We start from the raw sequence: 23,166 nt of genomic DNA on the forward strand, positions 1-23,166 counted from the left end.
GAAGAATCTCGGGCAGCTTTCACCTGCCCCGCGGGGTTGGACCTTTTGCAGGCTTCCAGCCCCGCTTGGCGTGCACAACTCCCCGTAGGGGTCTGACTTCGCGGCCGTTTGCTGCCGCCAACTTGCTTTTGCCGGGGCGGTCGCTTGACGGCCGGACTGCCCGGCGGCGCGCCAGCGAAGGAATTTCGCCAGTCACTTAACCCCATTTGCCTGGCGTCGGCGTTTACACGGTCACCACTTCTACTCGTTCAAGGAGACCGTCATGAGAAAACTCGCCGCCCTGTTAACCGCCCTGCCGCTGGCCGGCTGCATGAGCCTCGCCGACGCCGGCGCACTGGTAGACGCCAGTGTCATCGATCGCCGTAGCGGCCAGCAACTGGAAGTCTACCGCCACCATGGTCAGCTTTACGTCGCCGGCACTCCCGGCACGCGTTACGCCGTGCTGCTGCACAACAAGAGCGCTGGCCGGGTGTTGACCGTGCTTTCGGTAGACGGCGTCAACGCCCTGAATGGCCAGACCGCCAGCCCGGCACAGTCGGGCTACGTCCTGGCAGCGTGGCAATCGGCCGAGATTGCCGGTTGGCGCAAGAGCATGGACGAGGTCGCTGCCTTTTACTTTACCAGCGTCGCCGACAGCTACGCCGGCCGCAGCGACCGTCCGCAGAACGTCGGCGTCATCGGCGTCGCCGTCTATCACGAAGCCGTGCCGACTCCGGAGCCGGCGGTGACGATGGCGCCGCGACAGCGCGGCGCGGCCAACGAGGCCGCTGCTCCTGTTGCGCCGGGCGAACGCGGCGCTGCCGGGCAGGCCGCGCCAAAGGCGGCCGCCAAGGCCGCCGCGCCGACTGCCGACGAGGCGCAGAGCGAGCTCGCCGACAGCCGCCTGGGCACCGGTCACGGCGAACGCCTCAGCGCGCCGACCCGCTACACGGCGTTTCGTCGCGCCAGCGACGCGCCGTCCGAGGTGCTGACGATCCGTTACGACAGTCGCGCCAATCTGCTTGCGCAGGGGATCATTCCGCGCCCGGCACCGCGCTGGACCCCCGACCCCCGGCCGGACGCGTTCCCGGCTGCCTTTACCCCCGATCCACGCAGCTGAGCGGGCAATTGGCCGCGCCTGCCCGAGGCCGGCAAGCGCCGGCGAGCCAGCGGCGCGGGCGGTGCGTATAATTCGCGCTTCAGCTCACTTCTGGACGCTTACTGGCCATGCAGGAAAAGTATCAGCCCGCGGACGTTGAACTCGCCGCTCAGCAACTCTGGAACGATAGCGGCGCGGCGCGCGCCGTCGAGGACGCTAGCCGGCCGAAGTACTACTGCCTGTCGATGTTCCCCTATCCCTCAGGCAAGCTGCACATGGGACACGTGCGTAACTACACCATCGGCGACGTCCTGGCGCGCTTTCACGGCATGCTCGGCTACAACGTCATGCAGCCGATGGGCTGGGACGCTTTCGGAATGCCCGCCGAGAATGCGGCGATTCAGAACAACGTTCCACCGGCGCAGTGGACCTACGCCAATATCGACTACATGCGGACCCAGCTCAAGCGGCTCGGCTTCGCCATCGACTGGCAGCGCGAAATCGCCACCTGCACGCCGGAGTATTACCGCTGGGAGCAATGGCTGTTCACCCGCTTGTACGAAAAGGGGCTGATCTACCAGCGGCTGGGAAGCGTCAATTGGGATCCGGTCGACCAGACGGTGCTCGCCAACGAGCAGGTGATCGACGGTCGCGGCTGGCGTTCGGGAGCGCTGATCGAGAAGCGCGAGATCCCGATGTACTACATGCAGATCACCGCCTACGCCGAGGAACTGCTCGCTGACCTCGAGCAGCTCGACGGCTGGCCCGAGCAGGTGCGGCTGATGCAGAAGAACTGGATCGGCAAGAGCACCGGTGTTCGTTTCGCCTTCCCCTACCAGCTTGACGGCGAAGCCGGCCAGCTGTGGGTGTTCACCACCCGCGCCGACACGATCATGGGCGTCACCTTCTGTGCCGTCGCCGCCGAGCATCCGCTGGCCAGCTACGCCGCCGCGCGTGACCCGCAAATCGCCGCCTTCGTCGACGAATGCAAGCAGGGCGGCGTCGCCGAGGCCGACCTGGCGACGATGGACAAGAAGGGCATGCCAACCGGCATCTTCGTCAGCCATCCGCTGAGCGGCGAGCAGGTCGAGGTGTGGATCGGCAATTACGTGCTGATGAGCTACGGCGACGGCGCGGTGATGGCCGTTCCCGCGCACGACGAACGCGATTTCGCCTTTGCCCTGAAATACGGCTTGCCGATCAAGCCGGTGATCGCTGTGCCCGGTGAGGCTTTTTCGCTCGACGGCTGGCAGGAGTGGTACGCCGACAAGCAACGCGGCGCTTGCGTCAATTCAGGCCGCTACGATGGCCTCGCTTGCGGCGCGGCGATCGACGCCATCGCCGCTGACCTGGCCGCCGCGGGCCTCGGCGAGAAGAAGGTCCAGTTCCGCCTGCGTGACTGGGGCATTTCGCGGCAGCGCTACTGGGGCTGTCCGATCCCGATCATTCATTGCCCGAGCTGCGGGCAGGTGCCAGTCCCCGACGCCGACCTGCCGGTGGTCCTGCCGGAGAACGTCACGATTACCGGCGCCGGTTCGCCGCTGAGCCGGATGCCCGAGTTCTACGAGTGCAGTTGCCCGAAATGCGGCCAGCCGGCGCGGCGCGAAACCGACACCATGGACACCTTCGTCGAGTCCTCGTGGTACTTCCTGCGCTATTGCTGCTCCGACAACCACCAGGCGATGGTCGATGAGCGCGTCGCCTACTGGTGCGCGGGCGGTATCGACCAGTACATCGGCGGTATCGAGCACGCCATCCTGCACCTGTTGTACTCGCGTTTCTGGACCAAGCTGATGCGCGACCTCGGTCTGTTCGGCGAGCAGCCGCTCGGCGAACCTTTCGCGCATCTGCTGACGCAGGGCATGGTCGTCGCGCCGACCTTCTACCGGGAGGACAGCCACGGCAAGAAGCAGTGGCTCAATCCGGCCGACGTCGACGCCGTCCACGACGAGCGTGGGCGGGCGGTCGGCGCCAGCCTGCGCGCCGACGGTCTGGCGGTGCACGTCGGCGGCATCGAGAAGATGTCGAAGTCGAAGAACAACGGCGTCGATCCGCAGTCGCTGATCGACCAGTTCGGCGCCGACACGGCGCGCCTGTTCATCATGTTTGCCAGCCCGCCGGAGCAGTCGCTGGAGTGGTCCGACGCTGGCGTCGAGGGTGGCTTCCGCTTCCTCAAGCGCCTCTGGCGAATCGTTTTCGAGCACGTCTCGGCGGGCCCGGTCGCGGCGTCTACCGCAGGCGAGCTGCCGCCAGAACTGCAAGCGCTGCGCCGCCAACTGCATCAGACGATTGGCAAGGTCGCCGACGATTATGGCCGGCGCAAGCAGTTCAATACCGCCATCGCGGCAGTGATGGAACTGCTCAATTCGTATTCCCGGGTCGCCGGCGACGACGCCGCCGTTCGCGCGCTCAGGCAGGAAACGCTGGAAGCCGTCGTGCTGATGCTCAACCCGATCGTGCCGCACGTTTGTGAAGCGCTTTACGCGGCGCTCAGACCCGCTCAGACGATCAGCCAGCAGTCCTTCCCGAAGGTCGATGCGGCGGCGCTGGTGCAGGACGAAATCGAGCTGATGCTGCAGATCAACGGCAAGCTGCGCGGCAGTCTGCGGGTGCCGGCGGGTGCCGACCGGGCGAGCATCGAAGTCGCTGCGCTGGCCTGCGAAGCAGCTCGCAAGCACCTCGCCGGTGCCGTGCCGAGAAAGCTGGTGGTCGTTCCCGGCCGCCTGGTCAATATCGTCGCCTGACCTTCAAGGACTACTCCGATGCGCGTCGCGCTGCCGCCCGCCCAGCCTTCCCTGCCTGCCCTTGCTCTAGCCATGTTGCTGGTGCTGCTGGCCGGCTGTGGCTTCCAGTTGCGGGGCTCGTACTCGTTGCCCTACGAGAGCATCTACCTGGCGATGCCGGACTATTCGGTGGTAGGCGCCGACCTCAAGCGCGCCATTCGTTCGTCGGGAACGACGCGTCTGGCGCTCACCGCCAGCGACGCCCAGGTGACTCTGCTGCCCGGTGCCGAGTATCGCGACCGGATCATTCTCTCGGTCTCGGGTACCGGCCGGGTCAGCGAGTTGCGCCTGCGTTATCTCTATACCTACCGGGTGATCGACGGCAAGGGACTTGATCTGGCGCCGCCGGGGACCATCGAGCTGATCCGCGATCTGACCTACGACGACTCCAACGTGCTCGCCAAGCAGCAGGAGGAAACGCTGCTCTGGCGAGATATGGAGAATGACCTGGTGCACCAGTTGATGCGCCGGCTGGCTGCCGGTAAGCCGGTGCCGCCGCCAGCCGCCGCCGCCGGCTAAGCGCGCCAACCATGCAGCTCAAGGGCGAGCAGCTCGCGGCGCATCTCGAGCGCGAGCTCAAGCCGGTCTATCTGGTCCATGGCGACGAGCCGCTGCTGGTCATCGAAGCCGCCGACGCAATTCGTGCCGCGGCACGCCGGCGCGGCTTCGACGAGCGCGAAGTGCTGGCGGCGATCGCCGGTTTCAACTGGCACGAACTCTACCATGCGGCTGGCAGCATGTCCTTGTTTGGTGGCCGCAAGCTGATCGACCTGCGTTTGCCGACCGGCAAACCCGGGCGTGATGGTGGCGCCGCGCTGCAGGCCTACTGCGCGCGCCCGTCGCCCGATTCGCTGCTGCTGGTGACGATGATCGGCGCCGACTGGCGCGAGGAGAAGGCCGCCTGGGTCGCTTCGCTGGCGACGGCCGGGGTGGCCGTCAAGTTGCTTGCGCCGGATCTTGCCGCCTTGCCGGCGTGGATCGCTGGCCGCCTTGGCCGCCAGCAGCAAAGCGCCGACGCCGCCAGCCTGCGTTTCATCGCCGAGCGCGTCGAGGGCAATTTGCTGGCTGCTCATCAGGAGATTCTCAAGCTGGGCGTGCTGTACCCGCCGGGCGCGCTGCGCCTCGAGCAGATCCGCGAGGCGGTGCTCAACGTCGCGCGCTACGATCTCGATGGCCTGCGCGAAGCGCTGCTGGCCGGCGACGTGGCGCGCCTGACGCGCACCATCGACGGTCTGCAGCAGGAGGGCGAGGCGCCACCACTGGTGCTCTGGGCGATGACCGAGGAAGTGCGCGCGCTGGCGCAGGTCAACGCCGGTCTGGAGCGGCGCCAGCCGCTCGATATGCTGCTCAAGGAGGCGCGTGTCTGGGGTCCTCGGCAGGCGCAACTGCGACGCGCTTTGCAGCGCGTCGATGGCCGGCGGGCAAGGGCGGCGCTGGCGCAGGCGGCGCGCATCGACCGGATGATCAAGGGACTTGCGGCTGGCGACGTGTGGAACGAGTTTCGGCGGTTGGGTTTGAATATCGCCGTCGCCTGAGGCGCGTGCAGCGCCTGCCGCCGTCGCCTCAGGCGCTCTTGCTGTCGTTGAGTCCGACGAGTTCGGCTGTCGGCTGGTCGGGCGCGAGATGCTCCCAGAGGCAATCCTCGGCTTCGCCGCGGACGTGCTTGAGGCCATGCGAGGTTTTGGTCTGGACCAGGCACTCGCCTTCGCAGCAGTCGGCGACCACCACCACCTGCAACTCGCTATCGACCTTGCGCTCGCCGTCCCAGTAACTGCAGGTTGCGCAGACTCTCAATTCCGCTGGCAGAATCAGTTTTCGTTCCATGGTTGACCTGGGCGCCTGAGGTGACAAAGAGGAATAGCCTTGTGAGTCCATTTCTTTTCCTAGGTTCCGTTGACCCGTGCATTCGGTCGATCGCTATAATCAGCACAGCCCGCGTTCGACGCACTGCAGCATAGCGCTTATTGTCGCGCGAATTACCCCGTCTACACCAGTGTTTTCGGGCCGGATCGAGCGTCGACGATGCCTGCCCGGTGCGCGCAGTAGCTGTGCCAGCGGCGCAGGGGGCGGGCGCAGGGGAAATGGAATCCAGGATATCGTCATGACCATCGAGCAGTACATGCAGACCGTCGGCCAGCAGGCGCGCGCCGCGTCGCGGGCCATTGCCCGCGCCGACAGCAGCGCCAAAAATCACGCGCTGCGGGCGATTGCCGCAGCGATCCGACGCCACAGCGAGGCGCTGCTGGCGGCCAATCGCGACGACCTCGCGGCGGCGCTCGCTGCCGGCCTCGAGCCGGCCCTACTCGATCGCCTGACGCTCTCCGCGAAGGGCGTTGCGGCGATGGCCGAGGGCGTCGACCAGGTCGCCGCGCTGGCCGATCCGGTCGGCGAAATCAGCGACCTGAAGTTTCGCCCAAGCGGTATTCAGGTCGGCCGCATGCGCGTACCGCTGGGGGTCATCGGCATCATCTACGAGGCGCGCCCGAACGTCACCGCCGACGCCGCCGCGCTGTGCCTGAAGTCGGGCAACGCGGCGATCCTGCGGGGTGGCTCCGAGGCGATCCGCAGCAACCGGGCGATTGCCGCGCTGGTCCAGGAGGGGCTGGCCAGCGCTGGTTTGCCGCCGACCACCGTGCAGGTCATCGAGACCACCGACCGCGCCGCCGTCGGGCAGCTGATCACGATGCGCGAATACGTCGACGTGATCGTCCCGCGTGGCGGCAAGGGGCTGATCGCGCGCCTACTGGCCGAGTCGCGCGTGCCGATGATCCAGCATCTCGACGGCAACTGCCACGTCTTCATCGACGCCGCCGCCGACCCGGAGAAAGCGCTGCAGATCGTCGAGAACGCCAAGACGCAGCGCTACGGCACCTGCAACACCGCCGAATCGTTGTTGCTGGCGCGTTCAGTCGCCGCGCAGCTGTTGCCACCGATCGCCGCGATGCTCGGCCAGCAGGGCGTCGAGATTCGTGGCTGCCCGGAAACCATGGATCTCGTCGCGGCGGCGCGAGCGGCGAGCGAAGAAGACTATGCGACCGAGTTCCTGGCGCCGATCATTTCGGTGAAGATCGTCGCCGACGTCGACGAAGCGATCGCGCACATCAATCACTATGGTTCGCACCACACCGACGCCATCGTCAGCGAGAATTACACGTCGGCGATGCGTTTCCTGCGCGAAGTCGATTCGGCGTCGGTGATGGTCAACGCCTCGACGCGCTTCGCCGATGGCTTCGAGTACGGTCTCGGCGCCGAAATCGGTATCTCGACCGACAAGATTCACGCGCGCGGCCCGGTCGGCCTCGAAGGTCTGACCAGCCTGAAGTGGATCGTCCTCGGCAACGGCGAGGTGCGCGCCTAGCCGGCTGGTCCCGGATGGTCGGTGTCGCCAGCCTGCTGTCGCTTGACGCGCGCTGCTTCCCGCCCTACGGGGGAGAAGTGCGATTTGTCAGTCGCCCGCGCGACTTTCACTGAAAGGAGAGCAGATGAAGCACTTACTGATGGCGGTCCTTACCGCCGTGTCGTGCCAGCTGGCGAACGCTGTTGAAGTCGCTGGCGTCAAGTTCGACGAGCAGACCCGAGTGGGCAGCGCCGAGCTGGTGGTCAACGGCGCCGGCTTGCGCAAGAAAGCGTTCTTCAAGGTCTACGCGATGGCCCTCTACCTGCCCAGAAAGCAGGGCGACGCCGAAGCCGTGCTGGCCACCAGGGGGGCCAAGCGGATCGCCATCAGCTTGCTGCGCGACCTCACCGCCAAGCAGTTCGTCGACGCCTTCGAGGAAGGCATGGCCAATAACCATTCCGAAGCCGAAATGGCCGCGCTCAAGGATCGTCTGAAGCAACTCTCCGAGACCATGCTGGCGATCGGCGAAGCCAGGAGCGGCACGACGATCGTCATCGACTGGCTGCCCGACAGCGGTACTCGTCTGACGGTGAACGGCCAGGTGACCGGCAAGGACATCGCCGGCGAGGACTTCTACCAGGCGCTGCTCAAGATCTGGCTGGGCAACAAGCCGGCGCAGGATGACCTGAAGCAGGCGCTGCTCGGCAAGGCGTCTTGAACGCGCTCCGGCAGCTGACAACCCCGAGCGCTGCGGCCGACTACCAGGCGGTGGTTGCGGCGCCGGGATTTTCGCTCGGCGTGCGTTGTGACGATGACGAGATCGAGCGCATCGTCTTTCTGCCGGCGGTCGCCGCGGTCGCCCCGAGCAACGCCCTGGCTGGCGAAAGCGTGCGCCAGCTGATGGCTTACCTGGCCGACGCCGAATTTGTCTTCGGTCTGCCGCTGCGTCCCTCGGGAACGCCTTTTCAGCGCCGCGTCTGGCAGCAGATCGCGGCCATTCCGACGCACCAGACGTGCGCCTACGGCGACATTGCCAAGGCGCTGCACAACGCGCCGCGGGCGGTCGGCCAAGCCTGCGGTGCCAACCCGTTTCCGGTCGTCGTTCCCTGCCATCGCGTCCTCGCCAGCGGTGGAGGGCTGGGCGGTTTCGCTCGCCAGAACGGTGGTTTCCTGCTCGACGTCAAGCGCTGGCTACTGGCGCATGAAGGCTGCTGAGACGCTCTCGAACGAGGCGAGCGAGCTCATCGATCGCGGCGATCTGGCCGCCATCGACGTCTTTTGCGACACGCTGTGGCTGGAAGACGGGCTGGCCAAGGCGTCTCTGACCAGTTACCGCAGCGACTTGATGCAGCTCGCTGCCTGGCTCGCCGCGCAGCAGCTGGGCTCGCTGTGCGCGATCGACCAGGCGACGCTGATGCGCTTTGTCGCGGCGCTGTCGCAAACGTTGCGCGCCTCGTCACAGGCGCGCTACCTGTCGACGCTGCGCCGTTTCTATCGCTACCTGCTGGCGCGCGGCCAGCGCAGCGACGATCCGACGCTCAAGATCGCCATGCCGGTGAAACCGTCGCGCCTGCCGAAAGTGCTCTCCGAAGTGCAGGTCGATCGCTTGCTGGCGGCGCCCCCGGCGGCGACGACGCTCGGCCAGCGCGACCGGGCGATGCTCGAAACGCTCTACGCGACCGGCCTGCGGGTTTCCGAACTGGTCGGACTGAAGGTCTTCGAGGTCAATCTCGACATGGCCGTGCTGCGTGTTTTCGGTAAGGGAGCCAAGGAGCGCATCGTGCCGCTGGGCGAAGTCGCCGGCGACTGCTTGCGGCGCTACCTGGTTGAGGGCCGGCCGGCGCTGCTCGGCGGGCGCCAGAGCGACGACCTGTTCCCGACCGCGCGCGGCTCGGCGATGACCAGGCAGGCGTTTTGGCAACTGCTCAAACGCTACGCCGTGCACGCCGGCATGGACCCCGCGCGCCTGTCACCGCACGTGCTGCGCCACGCCTTTGCGACGCATCTGCTGAACCACGGTGCCGACCTGCGCGTGGTGCAGTTGCTGCTGGGCCATTCGGACATCTCGACGACACAAATTTACACGCACGTCGCCCGCGAACGGCTCAAGACGCTGCACGCGCAGCACCATCCGCGCGGCTGATCGGCGGCCAGGCGCGCGCTGCTTTTTTTAGCGATTGTGGTAGTGCAGGATGGCGGCAGGAATTGGCGCGTCGGTCGCTGCTTGCTGGTTGCCAGCGCGAGCGATTTCAAGCAGCGTCAGGCTGCCGAAGTCGAGCGTCAGTCGGCTCCACTCGGCAAGCGGCAGCTGCAGCCAGTGACCGAGGGCGCAACGGATCACGCCGGCGTGCGTGACCAGCGCCACGCGTTCGCCGCGCAGGCTTGCCAGGCAATCGACGACGCGCGCTTGCAGCGCCGCCACCGACTCGCCGTCGGGCGGTACGAAGTGCAGCACGTCGGCCGCCCAGGCATCGAGCAAGCGGCGGTCGATCTGCTCCCAGCGCTGCCCCTCCCATTGACCGAAGTTGATTTCCATCAATCGGCTATCGAGCAGCGGCGGCCGCTGCAAGGCGTCGGCGAGGCCGCGCGCACGCCGCAAAGGGCTGGCGATTAGCGGCGTCTCGGCCGGCAGCAGCGGCCGCAGGCGCTCGGCCAGAGGCTGCGGATCCTCGGCCTCGACGTCGAGTTGGCCGTAGCAGATGCCGGCGTCGAGCAGCGGCCGCGGATGGCGGATCAGGAAAAGCTGCACAGCAGACCCAGGTAGAAAGCGACTTCCGCGAGCTGCTGCACGGCGCCCAGGCAATCGCCGGTGTAGCCGCCGATCTGGCGGCGGAACAGGCGCGCCAGCCACAGCGTCGCCAGCGCCGCCAACAGGCAGCCGATTGCCGCCTGCGCGGGCGGCAGCAGGAGCAGCGGCAGCACGGCGGTGGACCCGGCGAAGGCCAGTTCGCGGTAGCCGATACGGGTGGCCAGCGGCTTCGCCTTGCCTTCGTCGCGGACGTAATCGAGCGTCCGCAACAGCGTCGTCGACGCGAAGCGCGACAGCGCATGGCCGGCGAGCAAGGCCGCCGGAATGAGCCGTGGATCGAGCTCGAACAGCGCGTAGAAACGCGTCAGCACGAGCATCAACAGCGCGACAGCACCGAAACTGCCGATGCGCGAGTCCTTCATGATCGTCAGAATCTGCGCCTTCTCCCAGCCGCCACCGAAACCGTCGACCATGTCGCTCCAGCCGTCTTCGTGAAAGGCGCCGGTGAGGTAGATCGAGCTGGCCATCGCCGCCAGCACCGCCAGTGACGTCGGCCAGAAGCGCTCGCAGACCATGAACACCAGCGCGGCAATCGCGCCGACCAGCACGCCGACCGCCGGAAAGTAGCGCGCCGCCCGGTCCAGCGCCTCGCTGCTGTGACCGACCCACGCCGGTACCGGCAAGCGCGTGAAAAAGCGTAGCGCGCCGAAGAAGTACTCGAGTTCGTGTCTGATCATTGCCTGCCTTCTGTGAGATTTGTTGGACTGTGAAACCGTGTCGCTGCCGCTAGCGGCCGATGGTTGGCGGCAACGCGGCTGCCATGATGCCATTCCGCGCTGGCGCGAGGGCGCAGGTGAGCGATAATCATCCCCCCGTCGGGGCCGCGTTGGTCGCCTTCGGCCTGCTCGCCACCCTCGCCGCTCGACGACACCGAGCCGGGGCCTCGGGCCCGGCGCAAACGAACTATTATTCAATGGAGCCGTGCTTGAATATTATTGCTCGCTTGCTGCTACTCATTTTGCTCAATGGGTGTTCGACAGGTCGGTATTACAAAGCCGCAGAACAAGGCCCGCCCCCACAAATCGGGCAGAAGGATATTTCCCTGGTGCTTGCCCGTGCTGTGGTCAAAGCATGCGAAACGCCGCATGCAAACCTGGATCCGTCCAATATAAATACCGTTTTCGTGCATCCGGGGATGCTGTGGTTCGACTCCGATTGCGGCAAAAGCATCACCGTCGACAGCGCCAGGATATTAATAAAGAATGGCTACGCAAATAATTTTTACGAGCTGTGCGACCGCAATCCGGAAAAAATTGGCGAGCTGATGCAGAAAGACCCGGGCACACGCTTCATTGGTCTGCACTACAGCTTGGGCGGTCAACCAGCACTCGTAGCCGCTACCTTGGCGAGCGTCGCGCAGACCAGGCGCGAGGGCGCAAAAGATTTTGTTTACTATCCTGTTCTCGTCGATCCTTTCGATATCGAGCAATTCAATACGCTGCTCGACCTGGATGTGGCTCATCTCGGCCAGGTGTTTATCGTTCTGTCCGCCGAGTACTCGCTCCTGAGGCCGAATGTCAGCGGGCTTCGGGAAGAGATCCTCGGCAGCCCGAAAGTTCATCTGATTTATGCCGAAGATTTCGGCGAGACCTGGGGCCACTTCGACGAATTGGCAAGTGTCGTTGAAGAAGACGCCGTTTCGAGATTTCGTGACATCTTTTTTCTTATTGCCGAGGCCGTTGTAAATGGCTACTCGGCGATCGAATTCGAGGGGCGTCTGGCGCTGCTCAAGATAAGGTATGCCGGCGAAGACTCGCGAAGAGTCAATGTTGACTGGCTACGATTGGCCGAGAAACTTCCCTGCGCGCAAGGTGCCGCGCCGATTGTCGCCGGCCAATCGCGAACGCCATGACTTGCTTGTTGCTGGTCAATGCTCGTCTCGGCACGGGTCGCCGCGGCTGACGGCCTACAGGCTCAAGCCCGACAACACGCCGAGAAAGTCGTCGGCGTTCATGAAGCCGACGACGCGTACGCCGGCGATCTCCTGGCCCTTGCCGTCGAAGAAAAGGATTCCCGGCGGGCCGTAGAGCTTGAAGCGCTGCAGCAGCGCCTTGTCGTCATCCGAGTTGGCGGTGACGTCGGCCTGCAGCAGCGTCCAGCCCGCCAGCTTGGCGCGAACGCGTGCGTCGGAGAAGGTGAAACGTTCCATCTCCTTGCACGACACGCACCAGTCGGCGTAGAAATCGAGCAGCACCGGCTGGCCGGCGCTCTTGATCCGGCCTTCGAGTTCGGCCAGCGTGCGGACGCGGGTGAAGGGCAAGTGCCTGGCTTCGGCGCTGGCCGCGCTGCTGCGCAGGACCGACAGCGGTTGCAGCGGGTCGCGCGAGCCAGCCAGCGCGCCGAGCAACATCGCCGCACCGCCAATCAGCATGAAGATACCGATGCCCTTCCAGAAGCGTTGCCAGCCGCGGGCGTGTGCCGGCAAAGGGTCGAGCGCGTGCAGGTAGATCGCCGGTACGATCAGCAGCAAGGCCCAGGCGATCATCTGCGCGACCTCGGGGATGACCGGCGACAGCAGCCACACGGCGGTCGCCAGCAGGAGCACGCCGAAGGCCTTCTTGATCGCTTCCATCCACGGCCCCGAGCGCGGCAGCAGCGTGCCGGCCGAGACGCCGACGGCGAGCAGCGGCGCGCCCATGCCGATGCCCATCGCGAACAGTGCCGCGCCACCAAGGAGCGCGTCGCCGCTCTGGCCGATATACAGCAGCGCGCCGGCCAGCGGTGCGGCGACGCAGGGGCCGACGATGATCGCCGACAGCGCGCCCATCGCCGCGACGCCGGGCAGCGAGCCGCCGCGCAGGTGGCGTGCCTCGTCCGACACCTTGCTTTGCAGGAAAGTCGGCAGTTGCAGCTCGTAGAAGCCGAACATCGACAGCGACAGGAGCACGAAAACCAGCGCAAAGCCACCCAGAACCCAGGCATTCTGCAGCGCCGCCGAGAGCAGCGTGCCGGTCATCCCGGCGGCGACGCCGGCCGCCGCGTAGGTGATCGCCATGCCCACGACGTAGGCCAGCGAGAGCGAGAAGCCACGCGCGTGCGAAACGGCAGCGCCGTTGCGGCCCGAGCCGACGATGATGCTCGAGAGAATCGGGATCATCGGGAAGCAGCACGGCGTCAGCGCCAGCAGCAAGCCAAAACCGAAGAAACTGGCGACCAGCAGCCAGAAGCTGGCGTTCTTGAACAGTTGCGCGATTCGCCCCGATTCGTCGGCGCTGAAGCCCGGGCTCGGCGGCGCGGTGAGCGGCGTGCTGGTCGCGTCGGGTAGTTCGACGCCGAGTTTTTGCGTTTGCGGTGGATAGCAGATGCCGGCGTCGGCGCAGCCCTGCGACGTGACTTTCAGCGTCAGCGGCAGTGGCCCCGAGCTGTTGCGTTCGACCGGGATGCGGATCAGCGCTTGCCGGTAGTACACCTCGACCTTGCCAAAGGTCGGGTCCTCCTTTACTTTTCCCGGTGGCAAGACCGGCGTGCCGAGTTGGACGCTCGCCGGTTCGGCGGCGAAACGGAAGTTGTTGCGGTACAGGTAGTAGCCCTTGGCGATCTCGACGCGGACTTCGATGGTCTGTCCGTCGAGCGCGCGCGCACTGGCCTTGAAGGCCACCGCCGGATCGAGGAACTCTTCGGCGTGCGCCGGCCAGGCGATCGCCATCAGCAACAACAGGCGAAACAGCCAGCGCGTCATGAGTTCGTGTCCTGCCTCTCGTCTGGCGCGTGCGTCGCGTCGGCTACCCAGGCCAGGTAGTCGGGCAGCCCGTCGACCACCGGCAGGGCGATGATTTCCGGCAGCTCGTAAGGGTGCTGGCGGCGAATCGCCGCGGCCAGAGCGGCGTAGCGCTCGCTGCTGGTTTTGATCAACAGCGGCACCTCTTCGGCGGTCTCGATGGCCTCGTGCCAGCGGTAGACCGAGCGGCACGGGGAGAGGATATTGACGCACGCCGCCAGCCGCGTTTCGACGAGTTCCCGAGCCAGCGCTTCGGCAGACGATCGATCCGGGAGAGTGGTGAGGACGAGCAGAATGGTCACAGCGCGCATTCTACTCCTTCAGCGCCAGCCGACGCCGCCGCCGGTGGGTGTCGTGGCGGTGGCTGCGGCAGCGGCGCTCAGTGCCGCCAGGAGCGAGTGATGATTTCGCGGATGACGTGCAGGCGACGGTGAAAGAAGTGGTCGGCACCGGGGACGACGATCACTGGCAGCTCCAGCGGCTTGGCCCATTCGATGACGTTGGCCAGCGGTACGGTGCTGTCTTCGGAGCCGTGGATGACGATGGTGTCGGCCGGCACGGCCTTGGTGTGGTAGCGGCGCGCGCCTTCGACGAAACCCGACGCGGTGCCGACCAGCACCAGTCGTTGCGCCGGATGGCCGGCGTCGTGCAGCGCTTCGGCGACGCGCGTCTGGACGTAGGCGCCGAAGGAAAATCCGGCCAGGGCGACCGGTAGATTGCCGAAGCGGCACTTGGCTTCGGCGAGCACGGCGAGCAGGTCTTCGGTCTCGCCGCGGCCGTCGTCGTGCGTTCCCTCGGTGTCGCCGATGCCGCGGAAATTCGGCCGCAGCGCGACGTAGTCGAGATGGTTGAAGGTGCGCGCCAGCGTCTGTACGACCTTGTTGGTATTGCCGCCGCCGAACAAGGGGTGCGGGTGGCCGATTAGGGCAATACCGCGTGGCGCGCCGGGATTTTCGATGAGCACGTCGATCTTGCCGACCGGTCCGTCGATCAGCAGCTGCTCTGCCTGAACTTTCATCGTTTGGCCTTTCCTGGCGGGTAAGTCGCGTTGACGATTTCGCCAGCGGCAATTGCCGGCGCGGCGTGCTGGATCTTGAGGGCTGCGCGGTGTGCGGGGGAATTCACGTTCAGATGCGTAGCCGGTCGACGACGCGTCCGTGCACCAGGTGTTCCTGGATGATTTCCTCGATGTCTTCGCAGTCGACGTAGGTGTACCAGACTTCCTCCGGATAGACGACCAGCACTGGCCCGCTGTCACAACGGTCCATGCAGCCGGCCTTGTTGATCCGTACCTTACCGACGCCCTTGAGCTTCAATTCGCCGATCCGCTCCTTGGCGTAGGTCTGCGCCGTCGTCGCGCCAAGGTTGTTGCAGCAGGTCTCACCTGGTGCGCGCTGGTTGCAGCAGAAGAAAACGTGATGCTTGAAATAGCTCATACGAAGGGGCTCCTTCTCGGGTTTGCTGGCTACGGCGGACGATTTTAACGCCGATTCGGCCAGCCGGAGATGGCGCGGCAGGGCGGCGCGCCGCTGCTTTGCCGGCAAGACCTCGGGGCGGTGCTCGCCGATCGGGTAGAATGCTCGCTTTTGACACCGCTGTTGTCGGTTCTGCGGCGCCCTTTCCGGCGATTCACCAAGCGCCAGCACCGACCATTTCATGCGCATCCGTGACGACCCTTACGCCATTCTTGGCGTTGCCAGCGACGCCTCGCCGGCCGAAGTCAAGAAAGCCTACCGCCGGCTGGCGATGCGCTGGCATCCCGATCGCAACGCGTCGGCGACTGCCGAAGCCGAGTTCAAGCGTATCCACGCCGCTTACGAGCTGTTTCTCGATCCGCAGCGCCTGGCCGAATGGCGGCAGGCGCACGCCGCCAGTGCGCCGACCGACGGCCGCCCGGCGGCAAGTTCCGGCAAGGCGAGCGCTGAGCGTCCCGGCGGACGTGCTGGCGACGACCTGACGCAGAGCCTGACGCTGACGCTCGAAGAGGCGGCGCTGGGATGCCGCAAGACGGTCGATCTCGGGCAGCGTGTCGGCTGCGCCAGCTGTGCTCGCAGTGGCCGGGTGCAGCACCGCAATTCGATTCCCTGCCAAGGCTGCAGCGGCTGCGGTCGGGTCGGCCGCGGCGGCGCTGGCGGAACGAGCATTTGTCCCGGTTGCGGCGGCCGCGGCTATTTGCGCGAGAGCGCTTGTCCGGCCTGCGCCGGCAGTGGCTGGCTTGAGCGCTCACGCACCCTGGCCGTCACTGTACCGCCCGGCCTGCTCGATGGCGAGCGCCTGCGCCTGGCCGGTCAGGCGCCGCTGCCGCCAGGCGACGAAGAGCGAGCGGCGGGTGATCTGTACCTCGAAATCAGCTTCGCCAAGCATCCCTTGTTCGTCCTGCATGGGCGCGATGTGCATTGCCAGGTGCCGGTGAGCATCTACCGCCTGCTGTGCGGTGGCGGCATCGAAGTGCCGAGCTTGCGCGGCACGAGCACGCTCGAACTCTCGCCCTACCCGCAACATCCGCTCGAGTATCGGCTGCCTGGGCAGGGCTTTCCCGGTCAAGGTCGGCGTGCCGCCGGCGACCTGGTGTTGCAGCTGCAGCGCGTCTACCCGACCGGGGTCGGGGCCAGCGATGTCGAGTTGTTCGAGCAACTGGAAGGACGCCTGGCGGCTGATCTCGAGCAGCGGGCGCCGCCGCTGGCGGCGTGGCAAAAGCAGCTGCGCGCGCGCCGCCAGCCGGGCTGACCTGCGAAAGCTGGCCGATGATCGGCGCGCACGGCGCAGCGCCGGCTTGCCGTCTAGAGGCGGCGACCGAGGGCGGTTAGATAGGGCAGGGCGATGAACGGCCAGAGACTGGCGACCCAGCGCGTCAAGCCATTGAAGTTGAGGAAGTGCCCTTGCTGCCAGGTCGCCAGCGCCGCTGCCGAGTAGGGGTTCGGTGGCGTCAGATTGACCAGCGCGGTGCCGGCCATCAGCGCCACGCCAGCCAGGGCGATGCGCAGCGCAGCCGGCAGCAGCAGGAGCAGCGACAGCAGCACGCCACCGATCAGCAGGCCGAGCCGCGCTCCCGGCGTCAACCAGGCCAGCGCGTCCTGCGGCGCCACCAGGACGGCGGCGGCGAGCGTTCTGATGGCCAGCGCCAGGACGAAAAGAAAGATCAGCAGCAGGTGCGGATACGTCCGGTCGGTCATCAGCGAGCGCGCAAAGAGGCCGATGACGATGGTGTTGCAGGCAATCACTCCGGTTTCGATCATGAAGAAGGCCGGCGCGGCGTAGGGCAAGGGCGGCGTCAGACCGAGGATCTGGCGCAGGTCGCCGACGCCGAACAGCAGCGTTTCCGGCGACAGTTGCGTCAGCAGCCACATGCCGATCAGGACCAGCCCGAGTTCGGCTTGGGCGATCGGCGCCAGCCAGTTTTGCTGGAGCTGCGCGAGGCGGCGAAAGATGGCCTTGCCAATCCAGACCGCGATCACCGCGCCGATCGCGCTGCCGGCGGCATTGCACGCCAGATCGAGATTCGACGGCACGCGCGCCGGCAGCCAGTTCTGCAGGCATTCCATGCTGAGGCTCAGCACGCTGCCGAGCGCCAGCGCGGCCAACGCCGCCGACCAGCGGCCGGGCAAGCTGTGCAGTGCCAGCGTCAGCAGGAAGCCCAGCGGCACGTAGGCGATGACGTTGACCGAGAGGTCGAAAGCCGTCCAGTAGCGTGGCCAGGCGGCACCGAGAAACTCCAGCGGCGAGATGCCGAGGTCGCGCCAGTTGATGAAAGGGTAGAGGCTGGCGTAGCCGATCAGCACGACGTACGCCAGCGCCAGATAGAGCGGCAGCCGCGTCGCTTGCGCGCGCGCCGGTGGCGCGGAGTTGTCGTCCGGTTCGGCTTCCGCGTCCGGCTCGGCGTCCGGCATCGGCGGGGTGGGCGGGGGGGCATGTTCCATCGGGGTGTCGCCGGGCTTTGCGAAGCGGCCATTTTAGCGCCGGCAAGTGTTGCAGCGGCCGCCGCCGGGCGCTCGTCGGTGCCGTCGAGCGCGCCGTGGATGTTCGCCATATCGATATCCGGCGCCGCTGTTGCCCCAATTTGTGCGACACTCTGAGCTTTTTGACTCGCTCGGGCCGGCTACATGGCCGCTTGCGAGACCAGCAGGAGTACGCCTTGGCAAAACCAAATTACCAGTTCGAGAAGCGCCAGAGAGAACTCGAGAAAAAACGCAAGCAAGAAGAAAAACGACAGCTCGCGCTGGCCGCCAAGGCGGCGGCCGATAGCGACGCGGCGCCCGCCTCGACCGAGCCAGCGGCGCCCAGCGACGCCGCCGGCTCGGGGAACAACGCCGGCAACTGAGCGACCGGCCGGACCCGACGAGTTCGGGCGGACTGGTGTCAGTGGTGGTGCCTATGGTCGTGCCTGATCTTCTGTTCGTTTGCGCGCCAGGTTTTCTGGTTGCCGCCGCTGGCTTGCTCGCCGGCTTGGTCTTTCTCGCCGGCCTGTGTCTGCCGCGTGTACAGCGCGCCGGTGCGGTGACGCTGATTCTGCCGCTGACCGGCGAAGCCGCAGGTCTCGCTGCCTTGCTGCGGGCGCTCGCCGCGCAAAGCCTGGCGCCGCGGCGCCTGCTGATCTGCCTGGAGGGCACCGACGATCCGGCGTACGCCGCCGCGGCTCGGCTGGCTGCCGAGACGCGCCTGCCGGTCGAGCTGGTGATTGCCGGCCAGGCGACGCACTGCGCGCAGAAGTGCCGCAACCAGATCGCCGGCCTGCAGCGCGTCGACGCGGACGATGAGGTCGTGGTCCTGCTCGACGCCGACATCGTGCCGCCGCGCTGGTGGTTGTCGGCGCTGGCTTCGCCGATACTCGACGGTAGCGCCGACGTGGTCAGTGGCTATCGCTGGCCGATCATAGAACAGCACCAGCTAGCCGCGCACCTGGTGGCGGCGATCGATCGCGGCATCGCCCTGCTGCCGCGCCTGGCGGCTTTTCAGGTCACCTGGGGTGGCTCGCTGGCCTTGTCGCCGGCAGCCATCGAAAAGCTGGCAACCGAGCGAATCCTGGCCAACACGCTGTCCGACGACTGTACGATCGGCAAGCAGGCGGCAGCGCTGGGCTTGCGCGTTCTGACCCGACGCGCGCTGTTGGTGCCGACGCCGGCGACCGGTGAACTGGCCGCGTTGTGGCGTTTCGGGCGCCGACAATACCAGATCATCCGTGTCTATCGCCCCGGCCTGTGGTGGCTGGCGCTCCTGGCAGTGAGCGCGCGCCTGGCGACCTGGGGAGTCCTGCTGGCCAACCTGGAACACGGCTGGGCACGCCTGGCGATCGCTGTCCTGCTCGCGGCAGCGCTGCTGGCCGTACTGCAGCAGGCGCTGGTCGGGCGTCGCCTGGGTTTTTCCGAGCCCTTCGCCGTCAGCCTGACGCAGGGCGCACTGTGCCTCTTCAAGCCCTTGGTCGACGTTTTTTCACTGGAGTCTGGTGGTGGCCGCCGGTGACGCGCGCTCGATTCGCTGGGGCCACCTCACTTACCGCGTTTCCGGACCGGCGCAGATCGCCGTGACGACGCGCACGCCATGGCGCTGATTCTGTCGCTGGCCGGCGGCCTGGCTGGTCGCTCGCGCTTCCTGACGCGCCTCGCCGGGCGCCTGGTGGCGCGCCAGTTGCGTCGGCTCAAGGGCAAGCCGGTCGAGCGGCAATTGCTGGTCTACGAGTTGCCGGCAACGCAACTGGCCCTGGCCAACGACCTGCGTGTAGTCGATACCATCCTCAGTGATCGCGCCGGTACTTTTCCGAAGGCGGCGGCGCTCGAGCGCCTGCTCAGACCCCTGGTCGGTAGCGGTGTTTTTGGCCAGCCCGGCGGCGACGCAGTCAAACAGGCGCGGCGGATCTATGTGCGGGCACTGACGCGGATCCCCGTGCAGCGCGTCGCGGCGGTGGCCGGCGAATTGACGCGCGCCTACCTCGCCGACTGGCAGCGCGCGGGCCACCCGGTGGCGATCCCCAGCGAAATGTCACGCCTGACGATCGACATCGTCAGCGTCGCCAGCCTCGGCGCCCGCTTCACCGTCGCCGAGGGGCAGCGCTTCGTCGAGTTGTTCTTCGAGTATCACCGGCGCGTAAACCCGGTCCTGCTGCTGCTCGCTAGCCAGGATGCGGCCGCGCAGGACGCGCTGGTCGAGCGGATGGGGCTGGTGGCGATCGGCGCCGAGATGCGCGAGCTGATCCGCCAACGCTTCGTCGCACCGCTGCTCGGCGCTGCCGCCGACGCGCCGCAGGCGCCGTTTGCGGCGGCCTTGCTGGAAGCCGCCGACGCGGGCGCGCTGCCTGGTCTGTCGTCGGCAGCCAATGCGGCGCGGGCGCGCAGCCGGGAAACGGCGATGCTCGACGAAATCGCGGTGATGCTGCTCGCCGGCCACGAGACGACGGCGTCGGTCCTCAGCTGGTTGTTGTGGGAGTTGGCTGACGCGCCGACCGAGCAGGATGAGGTGGCGGCGCTGATCGCCACGCCGCCCACCGCCAGCGGCGACGACGGCGTGGCGCCCGAGCAGACCGTGACCCGGCGTCTCGGCGCACTGATCCAGGAGGCGCTACGCCTCTACCCGCCGATCGCTTTCCTGCTGCGTGAAGCGACCGAAGCGGTGAGCTTTCGCCAACGACCGATTTGCGCGGGCGGCTTCGTCGTCGTCTCGCCATGGACGATACAGCGCCACCGGGCGCTATGGCCGCAGCCCGATCACTTCGATCCGCAGCGCTGGCTGGCCGCCGAGCCGCCGGCAGCGATGGCCGACCGTCTGGCGATGATCCCCTTTGGCTACGGCCCACGAGTGTGCCCCGGCAAGCGCTTCGCCGAGGCCGAGATGCACGCCATTCTCGGCGAGTTGCTCGGCGCCTGCCGCTTTGCGCGTGGCCGCGGTCGCACGCCGCAGCCGCTGGGCAGCCTCACGTCGCGACCCGATTACGACTTTCGCCTGCGCATCACGCCGCGGCGTGCGCCGGTGGCACTGCCGTCGTCGGCGAGCGCGGCGTGTCCACCGCTGCCCCCGTGTCCGATCACCGGCAGGCCGGCGCGCCGCCGCGTGCACGGCGTGTCGACCCCGGCGCTGCTGGCGATGTGGCGCGCCGCCGGCGCCGGCGACCTCGCCCACCTCTTTCCCGATGCGCCGCAGGTGGTGCTCTACGAGTCGGATACCGGGCTGTACTTTTTCTCGCCACGGCGTGCTGGCGACGCCGATTTCTACCAGCGCTTCTATGCGACGCACGCCGCGCACGCGACGCTCAGCGCAGGTTCCGAAGAGCGTCGCGAGTTCGTCGATGCCGCCCGCCACATTGCCGCCGGTTCGCTGGTGCTCGACGTCGGTTGTGGCAGTGGCGCCTTCCGCGAACACCTGCCGCAGAGCACCTATTGCGGGCTCGACCCCTTTGCCGTAGCCGGAACGTTTGCCGATGTGATCAAGCAGAGCCTGTCCGAGCACGTCGACGAAGCGCGCGGCCGCTATGACGTGGTGACCGCCTTTCAGGTCATCGAACACCTCGCCGACCCGCTCGCCTTCGCCAGGCAGTTGCTTGCCCTGCTGCGTCCGGGCGGGACGCTGATCGTCTGCGCGCCGCTGCATCCGTCACCCCTGACCGCGATTCCAAATTTCCTGATCAACGCGCCACCACACCACCTCAGCTGGTGGACCGTCGGCGCTTTTCAGGCGCTGGCGCGGGCTATCGACGTCGAGGCGGTGGACATCGTCGAGGTGCCGGCGTCGGCGCATGGCGCCGAGGTCACCGTCAACTGGATGAGTCGCTTCTCGTGGCTGCGTGCCGGTCGCGGCGCCGACGAACGCTATTTTGCCCATCGCTGGGCTTGGCACCTCAACCTGGCGATCAGCTATCTGCTCGCTCGCCTGGCGACGCGTTGGCTGCCGCCACCCCGCGGTGGCCAGCCGTGCAGCGTCATGCTGGTCGCGCGTTCGCGTCTCGACGGTTCGCTCGACGCGGCGCAGCGGGCGGCCTTTACGCCACCGGGTCAGCAGCCCTGAGTCGCTGAACGAGCGGCGATTCGGCTGTCCGGATCCTTGCGAACCCGTGCTATTTGCGCACTTGCTTCATGATTCGTCGCACCAGGAGATTGTTTAAATGAAAGTCACCGTTATCGGCACCGGTTACGTCGGTCTCGTTTCAGGAACGTGTCTGGCCGACGTTGGCAACGACGTCCTTTGTCTCGATGTGGACGTCGAGAAGATTCGTATTCTGCAGGCCGGCGGCATCCCGATTTTCGAGCCTGGCCTCGAGGCGATGGTCAGGATAAACGTCGAAGCCGGCCGGCTGCGCTTCACCACCGACGTCGAAGACGCCGTCGCGCATGGCCTGCTGCAGTTCATCGCCGTCGGCACGCCGCCCGATGAAGATGGTTCGGCCGACCTGCAGTACGTCCTGGCGGCGGCGCGCAAGGTCGGCCAGTTCATGAGCGAATACAAGGTGGTGGTCGACAAATCGACGGTGCCGGTGGGCACCGCCGACAAGGTGCGCGCGGCGATCGCCGAAGAACTTGCGGCGCGCGCGTCGGCGCTCGACTTTAGCGTCGTCTCCAACCCCGAGTTCCTCAAGGAGGGAGCGGCGTTGGAGGACTTCATGAAGCCCGACCGGATCGTCGTCGGTGCCGAAGACGCGCGGGCGATCGACGTGATGCGCGAACTCTACGCACCCTTCCAGCGCAACCACGATCGCTTGCTGGTGATGGACGTGCGCAGCGCCGAGCTGACCAAATACGCAGCCAACGCGATGTTGGCGACGCGTATCAGCTTCATGAACGAACTGGCAAACCTCAGCGAACGTCTGGGCGCCGATATCGAACTGGTGCGCCGAGGGATTGGCTCCGATCCGCGGATTGGCTTCGACTTTCTCTATCCCGGTGCCGGTTACGGCGGCTCGTGCTTTCCGAAAGACGTGCAGGCGCTGATTCGTACGGCGCGCGCGGCGGGCCAGGAGCTGAAGGTGCTGCAGGCCGTCGAAGACGCCAATCACGCCCAGAAAAGCGTCCTCACGCAGAAGATCGTCAAACGCCTCGGTGCCGACCTGTCGGGCAAGACCATTGCCCTGTGGGGCCTGGCGTTCAAGCCGAACACCGACGACATGCGCGAAGCCGCGAGCCGGGTGCTGATCACCGACCTGCTGGCGCGCGGCGCGCGCGTGCGTGCTTACGACCCGGTGGCCAGCCACGAGGCACAGCGCATCTTTGCCGGTGAAACGCGAATCGCCTTCGTCAAAACACCGATGACGGCGCTGCAGGGCGCCGACGTGCTGGCCATCGTCACCGAGTGGAAGGAGTTTCGCGCGCCCGATTTCGCGGCGATCAAGGCGGCGCTCAAGACGCCGGCGATCTTCGATGGCCGCAATCTCTACGACCCGGCCGTGCCTCGCCGGGCCGGGCTCGAGTACTTTGCGATCGGCCGCTTGTAGAGCGCGTCCGAACGGTGCAGGTCGCGTCCGCG

At 66.7% G+C, this 23,166-nt stretch carries 22 protein-coding genes; 14 read left to right on the forward strand and 8 right to left on the reverse strand.

Features of this window, described 5'->3' with window-relative positions; all coding sequences use genetic code 11:
* Positions 1 to 262 precede the first annotated feature (262 nt).
* From QZ656_RS15840 to holA, 4 genes are all read left to right on the forward strand, one after another.
* Entirely contained in the window at positions 263 to 1,099 is an 837-nt protein-coding gene (locus tag QZ656_RS15840) for a hypothetical protein (RefSeq protein ID WP_291994300.1), read from the forward strand.
* A gap of 107 nt (positions 1,100 to 1,206) precedes the next feature.
* Positions 1,207 to 3,822, forward strand: a complete 2,616-nt coding sequence (leuS, locus tag QZ656_RS15845; protein WP_291994301.1) for a leucine--tRNA ligase — start codon at positions 1,207 to 1,209, stop codon at positions 3,820 to 3,822.
* Between the two features lie 18 nt (positions 3,823 to 3,840).
* A complete protein-coding gene (gene lptE / locus QZ656_RS15850; RefSeq protein ID WP_291994302.1) occupies positions 3,841 to 4,380 on the forward strand; it encodes an LPS assembly lipoprotein LptE in 540 nt (179 codons plus the stop codon).
* Between the two features lie 11 nt (positions 4,381 to 4,391).
* Positions 4,392 to 5,396, forward strand: coding sequence for a DNA polymerase III subunit delta (holA, locus tag QZ656_RS15855; RefSeq protein WP_291994303.1), 1,005 nt, complete (start codon positions 4,392 to 4,394; stop codon positions 5,394 to 5,396).
* A 28-nt stretch (positions 5,397 to 5,424) separates the two neighbouring features.
* Here holA and QZ656_RS15860 read toward each other — a convergent pair whose 3' ends face one another.
* Entirely contained in the window at positions 5,425 to 5,685 is a 261-nt protein-coding gene (locus tag QZ656_RS15860; RefSeq protein WP_291994304.1) for a hypothetical protein, read from the reverse strand.
* Between the two features lie 277 nt (positions 5,686 to 5,962).
* Between QZ656_RS15860 and QZ656_RS15865 the strand changes: the two genes are divergently transcribed.
* The 4 genes from QZ656_RS15865 (at position 5,963) to xerD (ending at position 9,341) form a co-directional block, all read left to right on the forward strand.
* Positions 5,963 to 7,219: a glutamate-5-semialdehyde dehydrogenase gene (locus QZ656_RS15865; RefSeq protein ID WP_291994305.1), complete on the forward strand. Its 1,257-nt coding sequence runs from the start codon at positions 5,963 to 5,965 to the stop codon at positions 7,217 to 7,219.
* Between the two features lie 124 nt (positions 7,220 to 7,343).
* Positions 7,344 to 7,916 carry a chalcone isomerase family protein gene (locus QZ656_RS15870; RefSeq protein ID WP_291994306.1) on the forward strand — a complete coding sequence of 191 codons (573 nt, stop codon included), beginning with the start codon at positions 7,344 to 7,346 and terminating at the stop codon, positions 7,914 to 7,916.
* Positions 7,913 to 8,413, forward strand: coding sequence for a methylated-DNA--[protein]-cysteine S-methyltransferase (locus QZ656_RS15875; protein ID WP_291994307.1), 501 nt, complete (start codon positions 7,913 to 7,915; stop codon positions 8,411 to 8,413). The genes QZ656_RS15870 and QZ656_RS15875 overlap by 4 nt, the downstream gene beginning before the upstream one ends.
* Complete coding sequence (gene xerD / locus QZ656_RS15880; protein WP_291994308.1) at positions 8,400 to 9,341, forward strand: site-specific tyrosine recombinase XerD; 942 nt, start codon at positions 8,400 to 8,402, stop codon at positions 9,339 to 9,341. The genes QZ656_RS15875 and xerD overlap by 14 nt, the downstream gene beginning before the upstream one ends.
* A 27-nt stretch (positions 9,342 to 9,368) precedes the next feature.
* Here xerD and cobC read toward each other — a convergent pair whose 3' ends face one another.
* Together cobC and QZ656_RS15890 are read right to left on the reverse strand one after the other, a co-directional pair.
* On the reverse strand, positions 9,369 to 9,947 hold the full coding sequence (gene cobC, locus QZ656_RS15885; protein ID WP_291994309.1) for an alpha-ribazole phosphatase family protein: 579 nt from the start codon (positions 9,945 to 9,947) through the stop codon (positions 9,369 to 9,371).
* Entirely contained in the window at positions 9,932 to 10,684 is a 753-nt protein-coding gene (locus tag QZ656_RS15890; protein ID WP_291994310.1) for an adenosylcobinamide-GDP ribazoletransferase, read from the reverse strand. The genes cobC and QZ656_RS15890 overlap by 16 nt, the downstream gene beginning before the upstream one ends.
* A gap of 248 nt (positions 10,685 to 10,932) precedes the next feature.
* Between QZ656_RS15890 and QZ656_RS15895 the strand changes: the two genes are divergently transcribed.
* Positions 10,933 to 11,859 (forward strand): hypothetical protein, encoded by a 927-nt coding sequence (locus QZ656_RS15895; RefSeq protein WP_291994311.1) that lies wholly within the window; start codon positions 10,933 to 10,935, stop codon positions 11,857 to 11,859.
* A 54-nt stretch (positions 11,860 to 11,913) separates the two neighbouring features.
* Here the strand turns inward: QZ656_RS15895 and dsbD are convergent, their stop codons facing one another.
* The 4 genes from dsbD to QZ656_RS15915 all read right to left on the reverse strand — a co-directional run bounded on the left by dsbD (position 11,914) and on the right by QZ656_RS15915 (position 15,161).
* Complete coding sequence (dsbD, locus tag QZ656_RS15900) at positions 11,914 to 13,686, reverse strand: protein-disulfide reductase DsbD (RefSeq protein WP_291994312.1); 1,773 nt, start codon at positions 13,684 to 13,686, stop codon at positions 11,914 to 11,916.
* The gene (gene cutA, locus QZ656_RS15905; protein ID WP_291994313.1) at positions 13,683 to 14,036 is read right to left on the reverse strand and encodes a divalent-cation tolerance protein CutA; all 354 of its coding nucleotides are present in this window, start codon (positions 14,034 to 14,036) and stop codon (positions 13,683 to 13,685) included. The genes dsbD and cutA overlap by 4 nt, the downstream gene beginning before the upstream one ends.
* Before the next feature lie 68 nt (positions 14,037 to 14,104).
* Complete coding sequence (locus QZ656_RS15910; protein ID WP_291994314.1) at positions 14,105 to 14,743, reverse strand: alpha/beta hydrolase; 639 nt, start codon at positions 14,741 to 14,743, stop codon at positions 14,105 to 14,107.
* Between the two features lie 109 nt (positions 14,744 to 14,852).
* On the reverse strand, positions 14,853 to 15,161 hold the full coding sequence (locus tag QZ656_RS15915; RefSeq protein ID WP_291994315.1) for a (2Fe-2S) ferredoxin domain-containing protein: 309 nt from the start codon (positions 15,159 to 15,161) through the stop codon (positions 14,853 to 14,855).
* Between the two features lie 220 nt (positions 15,162 to 15,381).
* Here QZ656_RS15915 and QZ656_RS15920 point away from each other — a divergent pair, with 220 nt between their 5' ends.
* Entirely contained in the window at positions 15,382 to 16,452 is a 1,071-nt protein-coding gene (locus QZ656_RS15920) for a DnaJ C-terminal domain-containing protein (RefSeq protein ID WP_291994316.1), read from the forward strand.
* Positions 16,453 to 16,505: 53 nt separating this feature from the next.
* Here QZ656_RS15920 and QZ656_RS15925 read toward each other — a convergent pair whose 3' ends face one another.
* Positions 16,506 to 17,642 (reverse strand): VanZ family protein, encoded by a 1,137-nt coding sequence (locus QZ656_RS15925; RefSeq protein WP_291994317.1) that lies wholly within the window; start codon positions 17,640 to 17,642, stop codon positions 16,506 to 16,508.
* A 215-nt stretch (positions 17,643 to 17,857) separates the two neighbouring features.
* Here QZ656_RS15925 and QZ656_RS15930 point away from each other — a divergent pair, with 215 nt between their 5' ends.
* From QZ656_RS15930 to QZ656_RS15945, 4 genes are all read left to right on the forward strand, one after another.
* On the forward strand, positions 17,858 to 18,043 hold the full coding sequence (locus QZ656_RS15930; protein ID WP_291994318.1) for a hypothetical protein: 186 nt from the start codon (positions 17,858 to 17,860) through the stop codon (positions 18,041 to 18,043).
* A gap of 59 nt (positions 18,044 to 18,102) precedes the next feature.
* Positions 18,103 to 19,182 (forward strand): glycosyltransferase, encoded by a 1,080-nt coding sequence (locus QZ656_RS15935; RefSeq protein WP_291994319.1) that lies wholly within the window; start codon positions 18,103 to 18,105, stop codon positions 19,180 to 19,182.
* Positions 19,183 to 19,260: 78 nt separating this feature from the next.
* Positions 19,261 to 21,714, forward strand: coding sequence for a cytochrome P450 (locus tag QZ656_RS15940; RefSeq protein ID WP_291994320.1), 2,454 nt, complete (start codon positions 19,261 to 19,263; stop codon positions 21,712 to 21,714).
* Between the two features lie 97 nt (positions 21,715 to 21,811).
* Positions 21,812 to 23,134, forward strand: coding sequence for a UDP-glucose/GDP-mannose dehydrogenase family protein (locus QZ656_RS15945; RefSeq protein WP_291994321.1), 1,323 nt, complete (start codon positions 21,812 to 21,814; stop codon positions 23,132 to 23,134).
* The last annotated feature ends 32 nt before the right edge of the window (positions 23,135 to 23,166 follow it).

The organism is Candidatus Accumulibacter sp. ACC003, assembly GCF_907163085.1.
Lineage (GTDB): Bacteria > Pseudomonadota > Gammaproteobacteria > Burkholderiales > Rhodocyclaceae > Accumulibacter.